Source organism: Streptomyces sp. NPDC056169, assembly GCF_042268445.1.
Lineage (GTDB): Bacteria > Actinomycetota > Actinomycetes > Streptomycetales > Streptomycetaceae > Streptomyces.
In genome coordinates, this window is sequence record NZ_JBHJUO010000005.1 from 79,368 (window position 1) to 94,190 (window position 14,823).

13 protein-coding genes and 1 riboswitch are annotated in these 14,823 nt (G+C 71.2%); of the genes, 1 reads left to right on the plus strand and 12 read right to left on the minus strand.

Annotated features, from left to right (window positions below; genetic code table 11):
• Nucleotides 1-9: 9 nt before the first annotated feature.
• Nucleotides 10-1,161 carry a tRNA 2-thiouridine(34) synthase MnmA gene (gene mnmA, locus ACFC0G_RS09360; protein ID WP_376399715.1) on the minus strand — a complete coding sequence of 384 codons (1,152 nt, stop codon included), beginning with the start codon at nucleotides 1,159-1,161 and terminating at the stop codon, nucleotides 10-12.
• A gap of 60 nt (nucleotides 1,162-1,221) precedes the next feature.
• On the opposite strand from mnmA, the gene ACFC0G_RS09365 reads away from it, so the two are divergent.
• Nucleotides 1,222-1,890: an N-acetylmuramoyl-L-alanine amidase gene (locus ACFC0G_RS09365; RefSeq protein WP_376399718.1), complete on the plus strand. Its 669-nt coding sequence runs from the start codon at nucleotides 1,222-1,224 to the stop codon at nucleotides 1,888-1,890.
• A gap of 80 nt (nucleotides 1,891-1,970) precedes the next feature.
• Here ACFC0G_RS09365 and ACFC0G_RS09370 read toward each other — a convergent pair whose 3' ends face one another.
• The 11 genes from ACFC0G_RS09370 to ACFC0G_RS09420 all read right to left on the minus strand — a co-directional run bounded on the left by ACFC0G_RS09370 (nucleotide 1,971) and on the right by ACFC0G_RS09420 (nucleotide 14,399).
• Nucleotides 1,971-3,134, minus strand: a complete 1,164-nt coding sequence (locus tag ACFC0G_RS09370; RefSeq protein WP_376399721.1) for a cysteine desulfurase family protein — start codon at nucleotides 3,132-3,134, stop codon at nucleotides 1,971-1,973.
• A 173-nt stretch (nucleotides 3,135-3,307) separates the two neighbouring features.
• Nucleotides 3,308-4,177 carry a thioesterase family protein gene (locus tag ACFC0G_RS09375; protein ID WP_376399724.1) on the minus strand — a complete coding sequence of 290 codons (870 nt, stop codon included), beginning with the start codon at nucleotides 4,175-4,177 and terminating at the stop codon, nucleotides 3,308-3,310.
• Nucleotides 4,178-4,200: 23 nt separating this feature from the next.
• Nucleotides 4,201-4,878: a trimeric intracellular cation channel family protein gene (locus ACFC0G_RS09380; RefSeq protein ID WP_376399727.1), complete on the minus strand. Its 678-nt coding sequence runs from the start codon at nucleotides 4,876-4,878 to the stop codon at nucleotides 4,201-4,203.
• A gap of 339 nt (nucleotides 4,879-5,217) precedes the next feature.
• On the minus strand, nucleotides 5,218-6,471 hold the full coding sequence (locus ACFC0G_RS09385) for an ABC transporter ATP-binding protein (RefSeq protein ID WP_376400485.1): 1,254 nt from the start codon (nucleotides 6,469-6,471) through the stop codon (nucleotides 5,218-5,220).
• A gap of 8 nt (nucleotides 6,472-6,479) precedes the next feature.
• Nucleotides 6,480-7,586, minus strand: a complete 1,107-nt coding sequence (locus ACFC0G_RS09390) for an ABC transporter ATP-binding protein (RefSeq protein WP_376399730.1) — start codon at nucleotides 7,584-7,586, stop codon at nucleotides 6,480-6,482.
• Nucleotides 7,583-8,581, minus strand: a complete 999-nt coding sequence (locus ACFC0G_RS09395) for an ABC transporter permease (protein WP_376399733.1) — start codon at nucleotides 8,579-8,581, stop codon at nucleotides 7,583-7,585. Before ACFC0G_RS09395 ends, ACFC0G_RS09390 begins: the two co-directional genes overlap by 4 nt.
• Nucleotides 8,582-8,695: 114 nt before the next feature.
• Nucleotides 8,696-10,468, minus strand: coding sequence for an ABC transporter substrate-binding protein (locus ACFC0G_RS09400; protein ID WP_376399736.1), 1,773 nt, complete (start codon nucleotides 10,466-10,468; stop codon nucleotides 8,696-8,698).
• 113 nt (nucleotides 10,469-10,581) lie between these two features.
• Complete coding sequence (locus ACFC0G_RS09405; RefSeq protein ID WP_376399739.1) at nucleotides 10,582-11,619, minus strand: ABC transporter permease; 1,038 nt, start codon at nucleotides 11,617-11,619, stop codon at nucleotides 10,582-10,584.
• 362 nt (nucleotides 11,620-11,981) lie between these two features.
• The gene (locus tag ACFC0G_RS09410; RefSeq protein WP_376399742.1) at nucleotides 11,982-12,773 is read right to left on the minus strand and encodes an enhanced serine sensitivity protein SseB C-terminal domain-containing protein; all 792 of its coding nucleotides are present in this window, start codon (nucleotides 12,771-12,773) and stop codon (nucleotides 11,982-11,984) included.
• A gap of 89 nt (nucleotides 12,774-12,862) precedes the next feature.
• Nucleotides 12,863-13,603, minus strand: coding sequence for an enhanced serine sensitivity protein SseB (locus ACFC0G_RS09415; protein ID WP_376399745.1), 741 nt, complete (start codon nucleotides 13,601-13,603; stop codon nucleotides 12,863-12,865).
• 115 nt (nucleotides 13,604-13,718) lie between these two features.
• Nucleotides 13,719-14,399: an AAA family ATPase gene (locus tag ACFC0G_RS09420; RefSeq protein ID WP_376399748.1), complete on the minus strand. Its 681-nt coding sequence runs from the start codon at nucleotides 14,397-14,399 to the stop codon at nucleotides 13,719-13,721.
• A 152-nt stretch (nucleotides 14,400-14,551) separates the two neighbouring features.
• A riboswitch (glycine riboswitch) is annotated at nucleotides 14,552-14,651 on the plus strand.
• Nucleotides 14,652-14,823: the final 172 nt, after the last annotated feature.

Sequence of the window (14,823 nt, forward strand, 5' to 3'; positions counted from 1 at the left end):
GCCCTGGGGTTACGCGGGCGTGGGCGTGGGCGTCGGCGTGGGCTCCGTCGTGCGGCGGGTCGTCGTGGCGATCGTGGCCGAGCCGACGACGCGCGTGCCGTCGTACAGCACGATCGCCTGGCCGGGGGCGACGCCGCGGACCGGCTCGTCGAAGGCGACCGTGAGCTCGCCGTCCACGAGGGCGGCCGTCACCTCGGTCTCGCCGCCGTGGGCGCGGAGCTGGGCGGTGTAGCGGCCCTCGCCCTCCGGGGCGGTGCCGCACCAGCGGGGCTTGATCGCGGTGAGGGCGGTGACGTCCAGGGCCTCGACCGGGCCGACCGTGACCGTGTTGTTCACGGGCGAGATGTCGAGGACGTAGCGGGGCTTGCCGTCCGCGGCCGGGTGGCCGATCCGCAGGCCCTTGCGCTGGCCGATGGTGAAGCCGTACGCGCCCTCGTGGGTGCCGACCTTCGCGCCGGCCTCGTCGACGATGTCGCCCTCGGCCTTGCCCAGGCGGGAGGCGAGGAAGCCCTGCGTGTCGCCGTCGGCGATGAAGCAGATGTCGTGGCTGTCGGGCTTCTTCGCGACCGCGAGCCCGCGCCGCTCGGCCTCCGCCCGGATCTCGTCCTTGGTGGTGAGGGTGTCGCCGAGCGGGAACATCGCGTGCGCGAGCTGCTTCTCGTCGAGCACCCCGAGGACGTACGACTGGTCCTTGGCCATGTCGGAGGCGCGGTGCAGCTCGCGCGTGCCGTCGTCGTTGAGGACGACCGTGGCGTAGTGACCGGTGCAGACCGCGTCGAAGCCGAGGGCGAGGGCCTTGTCGAGCAGCGCCGCGAACTTGATCTTCTCGTTGCAGCGGAGGCACGGGTTCGGCGTGCGGCCGGCCTCGTACTCGGCGACGAAGTCGTCGACGACGTCCTCGCGGAACCGCTCGGCGAGGTCCCACACGTAGAACGGGATGCCGATGACGTCGGCGGCCCGGCGCGCGTCGCGCGAGTCCTCGATCGTGCAGCAGCCGCGTGCTCCGGTACGGAACGACTGCGGGTTCGCGGAGAGCGCGAGGTGCACGCCGGTGACGTCGTGGCCTGCTTCGGCGGCACGGGCGGCGGCGACGGCGGAGTCCACGCCGCCCGACATGGCGGCGAGGACGCGAAGGGGGCGCGGGGGCGGAGTCTGAGTCATAGCCCTACCAGGGTACGGGGCGCGGGAACCAAGGTCGCGGGAGTAAGCGTTCTCTGGTGCATGGGGAGCAAGGGGAGCGGCGGAAGCGGGTCGGACAGGCGGGTGGGGCGGCGGGCCGTGCTGCTCGGCGGCGGGGTCGCCGTCCTGGGGACGGCCGCGCTGGCCAGGGACGAGCTGGCGCGCGCGTGGTGGCGGCTGCCGGGGATGGAGAAGAAGCGGGTCGACGGCGAGCTCGACCACAAGGGCGCGGAGTGGACGTCGGCGGCGCGGGCGAACTGGCGGCGGGCCGACCGGCCGGACGACTACGTCATAGACCGGGTCGTGATCCATGTCGTCCAGGGCAGTTACGCGACGGCGCTGAAGGTCTTCAAGAACCCGGGGCACGGGGCCGCCGCGCACTACGTCGTCCGCAAGGACGGTCATGTGGCGCAGATGATCCGGGAGCTCGACGTCGCGTTCCACGCGGGGAACCGCGACATGAACGAGCGGAGCGTCGGCATCGAGCACGAGGGCTTCGTCGACCGGCCGCAGGACTTCACGGCGGAGATGTACGCGGGGTCGGCGCGGCTGACGGCCGACATCTGCTCCCGGTACGGGATACCCGTGGACCGGGAGCACATCATCGGGCACGTGGAGGTCGAGGGCACCGACCACACCGACCCCGGGCCGCACTGGGACTGGGACCGCTATCTGCGGCTGGTGCGCGAGGCGTCGAAGAAGCCCGTGTGAGGCCGTGACGGGCCTGAGGCGTCAGGCCTGGGCATCAGGCCCTCGGGTCTCAGGCCCTTGGGGTCTCAGGCCCGCGGGGCTCAGCTGAGGCCCGCGGTCCTCGCCCGTTCCACGGCCGGGCCGATCGCCTCGGCGACCGCCGCCACGTCCTCCTCCGTGGAGGTGTGCCCCAGGGAGAAGCGCAGGGTGCCCCGGGCCAGGTCCGGATCGGTGCCCGTGGCGAGCAGGACGTGGCTGGGCTGGGCGATGCCGGCGGTGCAGGCGGAGCCGGTGGAGCAGGCGATGCCGGCGGCGTCGAGCAGCAGGAGCAGGGAGTCGCCCTCGCAGCCCGGGAAGGTGAAGTGGGCGTTGGCGGGGAGCCGCTCGGCGGGGTCGCCGCCGAGGATCGCGTCGGGCACGACCGTACGGACGGCGGTGACGAGCTCGTCGCGCAGGGCGCCGACCTCCCGGGCGAACTCCTCGCGGCGCTCGGTGGCGAGCCGGGCGGCGACCGCGAAGGCGGCGACGGCGGGCACGTCGAGGGTGCCGGAGCGGACGTGCCGCTCCTGGCCGCCGCCGTGCAGGACGGGCACGGGGGTGTACTCGCGGCCGAGGAGCAGGGCGCCGATCCCGTACGGGCCGCCGATCTTGTGGCCGGAGACGGTCATCGCCGCGAGGCCGGAGGCGGCGAAGTCGACCGGAACCTGACCGACGGCCTGTACGGCGTCGGCGTGCAGAGGCACACCGAACTCGGCGGCGACGTCGGCGAGTTCACGGACCGGCATGACGGTGCCGATCTCGTTGTTCGCCCACATGACGGTGGCGAGCGCGACGGAATCGGGGTCGCGGGCGATCGCCTCGCGCAGGGCCTCGGGGTGGACGCGGCCGTAGCGGTCGACGGGCAGGTACTCGACCTCGGCGCCCTCGTGCGTGGCGAGCCAGTCCACGGCGTCGAGGACGGCGTGGTGCTCGACCGGGCTGGCGAGGACGCGGGTACGGCGCGGGTCGGCGTCGCGGCGGGCCCAGTAGAGGCCCTTCACGGCGAGGTTGTCGGCCTCGGTGCCGCCGGAGGTGAGGACGACCTCGCTGGGCCGCGCACCGAGCGCGGCGGCGAGCGTCTCGCGCCCTTCCTCGACGGTCCGCCGGGCGCGCCGTCCGGCGGCGTGCAGGGAGGAGGCGTTGCCCGTGACGGCGAGGTGGGCGGTCATCGCCTCGATCGCCTCGGGCAGCATGGGCGTGGTCGCGGCGTGGTCGAGGTAAGCCATGGTGGGTCGATTCTACGAGTCCACCGCGGCGGCCTCGGCGTCTGGCCTGTTTACGCCCCTGCGCGCACCGTCCGCCGCCCTGTCCGCCGGCCTGTCCGCTCCCTGTCCGCCCCCCGTCCGCCCGCCTGTCCGCCCCCCGTCCGCCCGCCTCGTCGCGCGGGTCGCCCGGAGGCTCAGCCGCGCGGGGCGCGGGCCAGCTGGCGGGACTGGGCCACCAGTCGGTCGGCGCTGTCCCAGACCTCGGCGTCCTCCTCCAGGAAGCCGCCGGCGAGGTTGCGGGTCGTGATGGAGACCCGCAGCGGGCCGGGGGCCGGGCGGCAGCGGATGTGGGTGGTGAGCTCCACGGTCGGGGTCCAGCCCTTGAGGCCGAGCTCGAAGGAGGTCGGCGGGAGCGCGTCGACCGTGAGCAGCAGGGAGAGCGCGTCCGGCTCGCGGCCGTCGGCGAGGCCGAACCAGGCCCGCATCTCGCCCTTGCCGGACGGGGCGCCGACGGCCCAGCCGACACAGGCCGGGTCGAGGCGGAGGTCCAGCCGGTCGGCGATGGCGGAGGAGCCGGGGATCCTCGGGGCCGGGTTGTCCGCGGCGCTGAAGCAGTTCTCGATCGCGGCCATCGCGGGCGGCGTCGCGGTGGTGCGGACGTCGTCGGGGAGGGCGTCGAGGTCGCCGTACGAGGCGAGGACGCGGATGCGCTCGACCTCGGTGCCGTCCTCGGCGTACTGGAAGAGCGAGGCCTGTCCGGTGGAGAGGGTCCGGCCGGTACGGACGGTCTCGGTCCGGATCACCGCGGGGCCGGGCACGGACGGCGTGAGGTAGTGCGCCGAGATCGTGAACGGGTCGGGGTGCGGGAGGTGGTCGCCGAGGGCGCGGCCGAGCAGGGCGAGGAGGTAGCCGCCGTTGACGGCCTGGATGATCGTCCAGCCGGCGGAGAGGTCGGCGTCGTAGACGCCGGGGGCCCGGAGGGTGACGGCGGTGTCGCGGTCGAACTCGCTCGCGGTCTCGACGGCGGTCGCCTCGGAGGCGGTCGTCTCGGTGCTCGTGCTCATACCGTCGACGGTACCCCAGCCCATTACTGAGCGGTAGCTTTTTCTGGTTCCTCACGGGCGGAGGAGCGGCGGTTCCAGGCGCGGGGCGCGCGCCAGTGGTAGCGCATCGCGAGGAGGCGGAGAACGAAGGCCGTGAGGACGGCGGCGCCGCTGGTGAAGGCGTTGAGCATGTCGAAGCGGATGCAGAGGACGACCATCGTCGCGCCGACGATCGCGGGGACGGCGTACAGGTCGCGGTCCCAGCGGAGCAGCGACGGCACCTCGTTGGCGAGCACGTCCCGCAGGACACCGCCGCCGACGGCGGTCGCGAGCCCGAGCGCGGCGGAGGAGGTGAGACCGAGGCCGTAGTCGTACGCCTTCGTCGTGCCGGTCACGCAGAAGAGCCCGAGGCCGGCGGCGTCGAAGACGTTCACGGCGGTCTGGGTCCGCTCGACCTCCGGGTGGAGGAAGAAGACGAGGACGGTCGCGACCAGCGGCATGACGAAGTAGCCGAGGTCGGCGAAGGCGGCCGGGGGTACGGCGCCGATGATCAGGTCGCGGAGGAGCCCGCCGCCGAGGGCGGTGACCTCGGCGAGGACCGCTATGCCGAAGACGTCGAAGTTCTTGCGGACGGCGAGGAGGGCGCCGGAGATGGCGAAGACGAAGATGCCGACGAGGTCCAAGGCGTGCTGGACATCGGGGCTGAACAGATCGTGGAGCACCGCCCAATTGTGCCGGGTGTTCGGGGCGGGGCCGGTGACTCCCCCACCCCGCCCCTCCCCGAAACCCTGACGGGACCGGGGGCTCCGCCCCCGACCCCCCGCCCACGCGCCCGCTGCACGGCGCGACACACCCGCCCCCGCCCCGCGCGCCCACCTGCGGGCGGCACACCGGAGGCCCCCGCCGCAGCAAGCGGCACCGAAAACCGGGACTCCGCCCCGAACCCGCACACCCGGCCCGCAGGCCGTCCGCCGACAGACCACGGGCAGCACCCCGCCGCAGCCGGACGGCGCGTACGCCAGAGGCCCCTGCCGCAGTGGTGCGGCAGGGGCCTCTCGGTGTCACGCCTTCGGCGCGTCGCCCTCGGGCGACGACTGCGCCTCGGCCTCAGCGGCGGGCTCCGCCGCATCGACATCGGGCTCGGCCGCGTCTGCCTCGGCCGCGTCCGTCTCGACCTCGGGCTCGGCCTTGGCCGTGGCCTTGGATCCCGCCTCGGCCTTGGGACCCGCCTCGGCCGGCGGCTCCGTGGCCTTCGGTGTCGACGCCGGCTCCGTCGGCTTCTCCTCCGGCTTGGTGATCTCTACCGATTCCCGGGCTCCCGGGATCGTCAGGGCGTCCGTGTTCTCCGGGTGGTGGCAGGCCACGCGCTGGCCCGGGCGGAGTTCCAGGAGCGGGGGCTCCTGCGTCTTGCAGACCTCCGTCGCCTTCCAGCAGCGCGTGTGGAAGCGGCAGCCGGGCGGCGGGGCGATCGGGGACGGGACGTCGCCGGTGAGCAGGATGCGGTCGCTCTTGGCACCCCGGCGGCGCGGGTCCGGGATCGGGACCGCGGACATCAGGGCCCGGGTGTACGGGTGCATCGGGTTCTCGTAGAGGGACTTGCGGTCCGCGAGTTCCACGATCTTGCCCAGGTACATCACCGCGATGCGGTCCGAGACGTGCCGGATGACCGACAGGTCGTGGGCGATGATCACGTACGTGAGGCCCATTTCCTGCTGGAGGTCGTCCAGGAGGTTGACCACCTGCGCCTGGATGGAGACGTCCAGGGCCGACACCGGCTCGTCCGCCACCACCAGCTTCGGCTTCAGGGCCAGCGCGCGGGCGATGCCGATGCGCTGGCGCTGACCGCCGGAGAACTCGTGCGGGTAGCGGTTGTAGTGCTCGGGGTTGAGGCCCACGAGGCCGAGGAGGCGCTGGACCTCCTTGCGCACACCGCCCTCGGGCTCTACGCCCTGGAGCTTGAAGGGCGCGGAGACGATCGTGCCGACCGTGTGGCGCGGGTTCAGCGAGCCGTACGGGTCCTGGAAGATCATCTGGATGTCGCGGCGGAGCGGGCGCATCCCGCCGACTCCCAGGTGGGAGATGTCCTTGCCCTGGAACTCGACCGTGCCGTCGGTCGGTTCGAGGAGCCGGGTGATGAGCCGGCCCATCGTGGACTTGCCGCAGCCGGACTCGCCGACGACGCCGAGGGTCTCACCGGGCAGGACCTCGAAGTCGATCCCGTCGACCGCCTTGACCGCACCGGTCTGCCGCTGGAGAAGCCCCTTCTTGATGGGGAAGTGCTTCTTCAGGCCGGTGACCTTGAGGAGGGGTTCCATGGTCTCGCTCACAGTTTCGGCGCAATCTCTTCGGTCCAGATACGGGTCCGCTCCTCCTGCGGCATGTGGCAGGCCGAGAAGTGGCGGTCCCCGGCCAGGGCCAGCTCCGGTCGCTGGGTGCGCGTGATGCCGCCCTTGGGGACGTCCGCGTACGGGCAGCGGGGGTTGAAGGCGCAGCCGCTCGGGATGTTGATGAGGCTGGGCGGGTTGCCCTTGACCGGGATGAGCCGCTCGGTCTGCTCGCGGTCGATCCTCGGCATCGAGCCGAGCAGGCCCCAGGTGTAGGGGTGCTGCGGCTCGTAGAAGACGGACTCGGCCGGCCCGCGCTCGACGCAGCGCCCGCCGTACATCACGAGGATGTCGTCGGCGAGCTCGGCGACGACGCCGAGGTCGTGGGTGATGATGACGACCGCCGAGCCGAACTCCTTCTGGAGGTCCCGCATCAGGTCGAGGATCTGCGCCTGCACGGTCACGTCGAGCGCGGTGGTCGGCTCGTCCGCGATGAGCAGTTCGGGGTTGTTGACGAGCGCCATGGCGATCATCGCGCGCTGCCGCATGCCGCCGGAGAACTCGTGCGGGTAGTTCTCGAACCGCTTGGCGGGCTCGGGGATGCCGACCCGGTCGAGGAGTTCGACGGCCCGCCGGCGTGCCGTCTTCTTGTCCACGTTGTTGTGGACGCGGTACGCCTCCACGATCTGGTGACCGATCGTGTAGTACGGGTGCATCGCGGACAGCGGGTCCTGGAAGATCATCGCCATCTCGCGGCCGCGCATCTTGCGGACCTCGTCGGGGTCCGCGGAGAGCAGTTCGCGGCCGTTGAGCCAGATCTCGCCGGAGATCTTCGCCTTCTGCCGGCCGTACTGGCCGACCGTGTGCAGGCCCATGATGCCGAGCGAGGTGACCGACTTGCCGGAGCCGGACTCGCCCACGATGCCGAGGGTCTTGCCCTTCTCCAGCTGGAAGCTGAGGCCGTCGACCGACTTGACCAGACCGTCGTCGGTCGGGAAGTGGATCTTCAGGTCGCGTACGTCGAGGAAGGCGTCCGACGGGGCGTCCTTCGCGGGCGCGACGGGCTCTCCGAGCGCCGCGCCCGTCTTCGTCAGCTTGTCCGTCATGCGAGCCTCACTCGGGGGTCGATCACCGCGTACAGAAGGTCCACGACGAGGTTGGCGAGGACCACGCAGGCGGCGGTGATGAGGGTGACGGCCAGGATCAGCGGCAGGTCACGCTCGCTCACGCCCTTGATGGCCAGGCCACCGAGGCCGTGGAGACTGAACGCGGTCTCCGTCAGGATCGCGCCGCCGACGAGGGCGCCGAGGTCCATGCCGAAGATGGTCAGGATGGGGGTCATGGTGGAGCGCATCGCGTGCTTGCCGAGCACGACCGGCTCCGGCAGACCCTTGGCCCGGGCGGTACGGATGTAGTCCTCGCCGAGGACCTCCAGCATGGTGGCGCGGGTGAGCCGCGCGTACATCGCCGCGTACAGGAAGGCGAGGGTGACCCAGGGCAGGAGGAGCCCGCCGAACCAGCCGGTGAAGGACTCGGTGATCGGCGTGTACGAGGCGTCGACCCACTTGAGCTGGGTGCGGAAGACGAGCATCGCCAGCATGGCGGTGAAGAAGATGGGGAGCGAGACGCCCGCGAGCGCGGTGATCATGGCCGCGCGGTCGATGATCGTGCCGCGCTTGAGCGCGGAGATCACGCCCGTGGACACACCCAGGACCAGCCACAGCACCGCGGCGCCGAGGACCATGGACAGGGTGACGGGGAAGGCGTCGACCAGCATCGTCCACACGTCCTGCTCGGTGCGGAACGAGTAGCCGAAACAGGGCATCGCGCAGTGGATGGTGTCGCCACCGCCCGTGTAGTCCCGGCCGACGAAGATGCCGGAGACGAAGTGCCAGAACTGAACCAGGATCGGCTCGTCCAGGCCCAGCTTCTGACGGATGCCCTCAATGGAAGCCGGATCCGCCTGCTTGCCGACGAACATCGCGGCAGGGTCGCTGCCGGTCATCTTGGGGATGAGGAAGAAGATGCTGAGCGTCACGAGCGTGACGACGAGCAGCATCACGACGACTGCGAAGAGCCGTCGGACTATGTATGCAAGCATGCGGTCGGCCGGTCGGCGGCAGGGAAACCCGATCGGATTCCCCTGCCGCCGCCCTCGGCCATCACCTGCCCTTCGGACCTGGCGGCGGGTGGTGCGCCGGTGAAGCGGGTCGGATTACTTGACGACGCCGAGCGACGCGTAGTCGTAGCGGCCGTTGTAGGCGTCCGCCGTGTAGACGTTGGTCAGCCGGGAGCTGCGCCAGATGATGTTCTTCTCGTGGGTGAAGGGCAGGTAGACCGCGGCCTCCGAGACCTTCGTGTTGATCTGCTTGTAGAGCTCGCCGGCCTTGACCGGGTCGGTCTCCTTCAGCGCCTGGTCGAACAGGCCGTTGACGGCCTTGTCGTTCAGCTCGGAGAAGTTGTTGTTACCGCTCTGGAGGATGAAGCGGCCGTCGACCAGCGGCTGGAGGAAGCCCTGCCCGGTCGGGAAGTCGGCGCCCCAGCCCATGATGATGATGCCGTAGCCCTTGTCCTTGACGACCTTCGGCGAACCGATGATGCCGGACGTCTGGGCGCCGTCGAACTGCTCGATCTGGGCGTCGATGCCGGCCTTCAGCAGCGACTGCTGGAGGGACTCGGCGGTCGCGATCTCGACCTTCTTGTTGTTGCGGACCGCGATCTTGGTCTTGAAGCCGCCCGGCTTACCGCACTTCTTCAGGGCCTCCTTGGCCTTGACGAGGTCCGGCGCGCCCGCGAGCTTGCCGTACGGGTCGGCCTTCGGGTCGGCACCCTTGAGGGCCGGCGGCAGCATGTTGGTGGCGATGTCGCCACCGCCCTGCGGGCCACCACGGGCGGTCTGGAGGGACTTGGAGTCCGCCGCGTAGATGATGGCCTTGCGGCACTCGATGTTGGGGATGACCGTCTGCGGGAAGACCGCGTAGCGGATGAAGCCCGTCTGCGGGTTGTCGACGTTGCCCTTGTGCTGCTGGAGCACCTTCTGGCGCGCGGCGGCGCCGACACCCGTCGCGTTGATGTCGAGGTCGTACTCGCCCTCGACCAGACGGTTGTCCATGTCGTCGGCGTTCGTGGTGAACGTGACGCTGACGCTGTCCGGCAGCGCCTTGCGGACGGTGTCGGTCTTCGCGTCCCACTTGTCGTTGCGGACGAGCTTGATCGACTTGTTCGGGGTGTACGACTGCCACTTGTACGGGCCGGAGGAGAAGGGCTTCAGGCCGTACTTGGCCTTGGTGTCCTTGTCCTGGCGGACCGGGGAGGCGGCGGGCATGGCCAGCATCTGCAGGAAGTCACCGTTGGCGACCGGCAGCTTGAAGATGATGGTCTTGTCGTCCGGGGTCTCGATCGCCTTCAGGCCGAGCTTGTCCGCGGAGGTGTCCTTGTACGGGCCCTTGTAGTCGCCCTTGGGGTCCAGGACCTGCTGCAGGTAGATCGGGCCGCCGGAGATGACGTCCTGGGCCCAGATGCGCTCGATGCCGTACTTGATGTCCTTGGAGGTGATCGGCTTGCCGTCCTCCCAGGCGATCCCGTCCTTCAGCGTGAAGGTGTAGGTCAGGCCGTCGGCCGAGACCTTGCCGGTGTCGGTGGCGAGGTCCGAGACGAGCTCGGTGGAGGCGGCGCCCGGCTCGGCCTTGAAGGTGACGAGCTGGCGGGTGTAGTAGCGGGCGAAGTCCCACACGAAGCCGTAGTAGCCGCGCTGCGGGTCCCAGTTGTCGGCCTCCTGCGAGCCGATGAACTTCAGCTCGCCGCCCTTCTTGTCCGAGGCGTTGGAGACCTTGTTCACGGCGGCGTTGAAGCCGGCCGCACCCGTCTTGCCGTCCTTGTCGCCCGACTTGCCGCCGTCGCCGCCGCACGCGGTGGTGACGACCATCACGGCCGCCGCCAGCAGTGCGCCCGCGGCGATTCTGCGCCTCTGAGAGCTCATCAGAGTCATGGGTCTCGCAACCTCCGGAGTAGTGGCGGCCGTCATGTCGGTCCGCCGTTGGGGGATGAGCCTCCTGTCGCCAGCGGCAGGGGCGGGTCGTGGGTGTCGCCGTCGGCGAGCGGTCAGCGGGAGCCCTTCGGGTCGAGCGCGTCACGCACGCCGTCGCCGAAGAGGTTGAACGCAAGGACGGTGATGAAGATCGCGAGGCCGGGGATCACCATGAAGACGGGGTCCGCCTCGTACGTGGTGATGGCCGTCGACAGCATCTGGCCCCAGGAAGCGGTGGGAGGCTTCACGCCCGCACCGAGGAAGCTGAGCGCCGCTTCGGTGAGGATGTTGGTGGGGATCATGAGGGTCGCGTAGACCATGATCGGGGCGATCAGGTTGGGGAGCAGCTCCCGGCGCAGGATGTAGAAGCGGCCGGCGCCCAGGCTCTGGGCGGCCTCGACGTACTCGCGGTTGCGAAGCGAGAGGGTCTGGCCGCGGACGATGCGGCCCACGTACGGCCAGCCGAAGAAGCCGATGACGAGCACCAGCGCGGCGATGCGGACGCCCGAGCCTTCGAGGCCGAGGAACTCGGTGGGCAGCACCGAGACCAGGGCGATCGTGAAGAGCAGCTGCGGGAAGGCGAGCATGACGTCCATGACGCGGCTGAGGGCGGCGTCGATCCAGCCGCCGAAGTAGCCCGCGACGATGCCGAGGACGGTGCCGAGGAAGACCGCGAAGACCGCCGCGAGGAAGGCGACGAGCAGCGAGATCCGGGCGCCGTAGACGATCCGGCTGAAGACGTCGCGGCCGTTGACCGGCTCGACGCCCAGGAGGAAGTCGGAGCTGATGCCGCCCCAGGAGCCGATCGGGGTGCCGAAGAGCGGGTCGATCTGGTCCTCGTGGAACTCGTTCGGCGGGTGGCCGAGGAGGCCGACGATGACCGGGGCGAAGATCGCGACGAGGATGAGGAAGACGACGACGAAGGCGCCCGCGAGGGCGAGTTTGTCGCGCTTCAGCCGGGTCCAGGCGATCTGCCAGGGCGAGCGGCCCTGGATCGCCTTGCCGGAGGCTTCGGAGGTGCCGGAGTTGTCCGGAGTGCCGGAAGCGTCGGGCGCGCCGACGACGGTGGCGGTCGACTCGCCCGCACTCGTCTCGTGCAGTGGTGCCGTCATCGTGGTGAGGACCCCTCTCGGCCGCCGGTAGCCGGCCCTTGCCCGCCGCGGGTAGCGGCTCGGTGGAACAACCTGCTGGGCATCGGTTCGAAAGGAGCCGAACGCCCGGTGTTCCGGGGAGTCTTCAATGCGCTTGCGATCACCCGCCAGCCCTGACGAGGAATGTTTGCTCAAACGTGATGCGGTGCTGCGACTTCCGTTATCCGGACGTCGTGATCACCTGAGCGGACCATCTCGGGTCCTCTTCACCGCAATCGGACATGTCGCCCAACTGGGCGTTCGAGGTGCGGTATTGGTACGAACAACGGCCTCGGGAGAGGACTCCGGAGGCCGTTGGGGTACGAGGGGGAAAAGGTGACGTCTCAGTATCCGGACGGAGCCGGCGGTGGGTAGCCGTACCCCGGCACGGCGGCGGATCCGCGTCCGGCGTGCGCCTCGCGGTCGTAGAAGGGGCGCGCGTGGGCGCTCAGCCAGAGGGCCACCGGGTCGTACGCGTCGGAGAGCGCGACCGTCGAGACGGGCAGCCCGTCGGGCACGGCGGAGATCGACTGGCGCATCATCGCGCGGACGGCGTCGACGGCGGCCGGGGAGGTGTCGTACAGGTCGAGTCCGACGGCGAGGTACGGGGAGCCGAGCGCGGGCTGCACCCAGCCGCGGCGCAGCGACCTGACGGCCGGGGTGCGGTGCGCGTTCTGCGTGAGGAGGGCGTAGAACTGCGGGATCTCCAGGGCGGGTTCGCTGACGCGCAGCGGTCCCGCGGGCATCCGGTCGAGGCCGGTGGCGATGCGGCGCAGGTCGGCCCAGGGGATGCCGACGCCGCCGCCGGGGGCGTGCGGATTGAGCCAGATGCCCCAGCGGTCGGGGTAGAGGGCGCGGGCCATCTCGCGGCCGGTGACGAGCTCGTGGGCGCGGTTCCAGCCGGAGGCGGCGAGCTCCTGGGCGGAGGTGACGCAGGGCGCGTAGCCGAATCCGTCGACCTCCATGTTCCCGTACTGGGCGTCGGACGAGCCGGGCGAGCCCTGCCACAGCAGCATCCAGACCTCGCCGTCGGCCAGGGCGTGCAGCAGCCTCTCGTACGCGTCGTAGCGCCCGGGTGCCACCTGGCGCAGCATGTGCTCGACCTGTCCGGTCGCAGCGGTGCCTGACGCGCTCACCCTGTGTCCCGCCCCTCTTCCGTTCACCACGTCTGTCCGGCCGCCGATTCGGTCCGGCTCGGTTCAGTTCAGCTTAAACAGGGTGCCGCTCACCCGGCGGCGCGCTGGTAGAAGGGGCGTACCCGCTCCAGCATCCAGTCGCCGACCGGGTCCTGCGCCATGTCGAGCAGGATGAGGTTGACCGGCCAGGCGACCTCGACGCGGCCGAGGGCGCGGCCGAGGGCGTCCAGGGGCGCGTTCCGGTCGACGCCGTCCCAGGCGGCGAGCTGGACGCCGATGAAGAGGGCCGGTTCGGTGCCCTCGACGCTCGCGAGGGCGCGGCGGGCGGAGGCGACGACGCCGGTGGCCTCGAACTCGGCGGAGGCGGCGGCGAGGAAGTCGACGGGGTCGTCCTGCCAGTCGGGCTCGAAGAGTCGGACGCGGCCGCCGCTGGCGGGGCCGTCGAGCGGGGTGCGGCCGGCGCGGCAGAGTTCCGCGACGGCGGGCGGGGGCAGCGGGACGCCCACCGTGCCGCCGGGGTTCACGGCGATGCCCAGCTGCGGGGGCAGGCCGCGGGCGAAGTCGCGGGCGGGGGCGACGGTGTAGGACATGTGCGTGCCGACGCAGGCGAGGAACTGCTGTTCGGAGCTGAAGACGGGGACGAAGGCCGCGCCGTCGATCTCCAGGGTGGCGAGGTCCAGGTCGGGGCTGTCGGGGCCGCCGCCGTTGGGCAGGGGCACCCAGACCTCGCTGCGGCTCAGCACCTCGACCAGTCGGCCCCCTGCGGCGGGGTTGCCGAGCGAGGCGGACAGCACCTCTTCGAGCTCATTGCCCGGCCACGTCACGTCCACGGTCCCTTTTCCCCTATCTCGCGGGGGCGCGTCCTCCCGCACCGCCCCGCAGCACCCTAACGCCGCCCTGGCGCCGCCGTGGCCAAAAGCAGCGGGTACGGATGCGGGGCCGGCCTCAGGCCACGTCGCGGAAGCCGATCTTCCGAAGTGCGTCCGCGGCGTCCCGGTCGAGGAGGGTCGCCGAGGCGCATCCGTGCGGCAGGCCGCCGGACTCGGCGGTCCGCAGGAGCCGGCCGACGGCCCGCCGGTGCCGGGCGAAGGCGTACGCGGAGACGCCGCGGCCCCGGTCGCGCTGGCCGTCGCGCGCGGTGCCCGGGTCGACGTCGAGCAGGACGAGGTGCAGGGCGGCGCCGCGGCGTCCCGCCTCGCGGGCGAGCCAGCCGCGCACCCAGGACTGGGTGCCGCAGTCGTGCACGATCACGCTCGCGCCGGAGCGCAGGGCGCGGCGCAGCCCGGCGTAGTGCGCGAGCCGGACCAGGGGGCGGTAGACCGCGTACGGCAGGAGGCGCGGCATGCGGGCCTCCCAGCGCTCGCGGACGTCCTGGGAGTCGATGCCCCGGCCGTCGGCGGCGCGCTTCATCAGGGTGGACTTGCCGCTGCCGGGCAGCCCGGAGACGACGACGAGGTCGCCGGCCGCGAAGAGGAGGGCCCGGGGCCCCCGGCCGCCGCGCTCGCGCAGGTCGCGCAGGATCCGGCCGCGCCGGCGGGTTCTGGCTCTGGTCCGGGCCCGGGCACGCTGGGACGGTATGCCGGTACCGGTACTCGTCGCGTATGCGCCGGTGTGCTGGATCCTCATCGCTGCTCCCCCTGCCGGGCCTCGGGAGACCCTTGCCCACAAAGTGTAAAGAAGCGGTAATGAGATACAAGTGATGTGCCGCGCGGAGCACGCGTGCAATGATGTGCCCGCCAGGCGCGCTCAGTCGCCAATACAACCGCATACCGGCCGCTCGAATCCGCGCGGGAGAGTTCCGGACCGCCCCAGGCGTCCGGACGCCGAAGGAGCAAGACCCTCCCTTGAATCTCTCAGGCCCCGTACCGCGTGGATGAGGCAGATCTGAAAAGCGGGACACCCTGCCGTGTCCCCACCCAAGGTGCAAGCCGATCTCTCGGTGCCGATCTTCCGGTGACGAGATGCTCTCGGTGAACCTCTCAGGTTCCATGACAGATGGGGAGGACGTCCTCGCCCGTCATGTGTTTCGTCACCGAACCGCCCTTGGGAT

Coding starts and splice junctions, on each gene's coding strand:
- ACFC0G_RS09405 (WP_376399739.1), bottom strand. CDS start 11,619: ATGACGGCACCACTGCACGAGACGAGTGCGGGCGAGTCGACCGCCACC.
- mnmA (WP_376399715.1), bottom strand. CDS start 1,161: ATGACTCAGACTCCGCCCCCGCGCCCCCTTCGCGTCCTCGCCGCCATG.
- ACFC0G_RS09395 (WP_376399733.1), bottom strand. CDS start 8,581: ATGCTTGCATACATAGTCCGACGGCTCTTCGCAGTCGTCGTGATGCTG.
- ACFC0G_RS09390 (WP_376399730.1), bottom strand. CDS start 7,586: ATGACGGACAAGCTGACGAAGACGGGCGCGGCGCTCGGAGAGCCCGTC.
- ACFC0G_RS09420 (WP_376399748.1), bottom strand. CDS start 14,399: ATGAGGATCCAGCACACCGGCGCATACGCGACGAGTACCGGTACCGGC.
- ACFC0G_RS09370 (WP_376399721.1), bottom strand. CDS start 3,134: ATGGCTTACCTCGACCACGCCGCGACCACGCCCATGCTGCCCGAGGCG.
- ACFC0G_RS09400 (WP_376399736.1), bottom strand. CDS start 10,468: ATGACTCTGATGAGCTCTCAGAGGCGCAGAATCGCCGCGGGCGCACTG.
- ACFC0G_RS09375 (WP_376399724.1), bottom strand. CDS start 4,177: ATGAGCACGAGCACCGAGACGACCGCCTCCGAGGCGACCGCCGTCGAG.
- ACFC0G_RS09365 (WP_376399718.1), top strand. CDS start 1,222: ATGGGGAGCAAGGGGAGCGGCGGAAGCGGGTCGGACAGGCGGGTGGGG.
- ACFC0G_RS09385 (WP_376400485.1), bottom strand. CDS start 6,471: ATGGAACCCCTCCTCAAGGTCACCGGCCTGAAGAAGCACTTCCCCATC.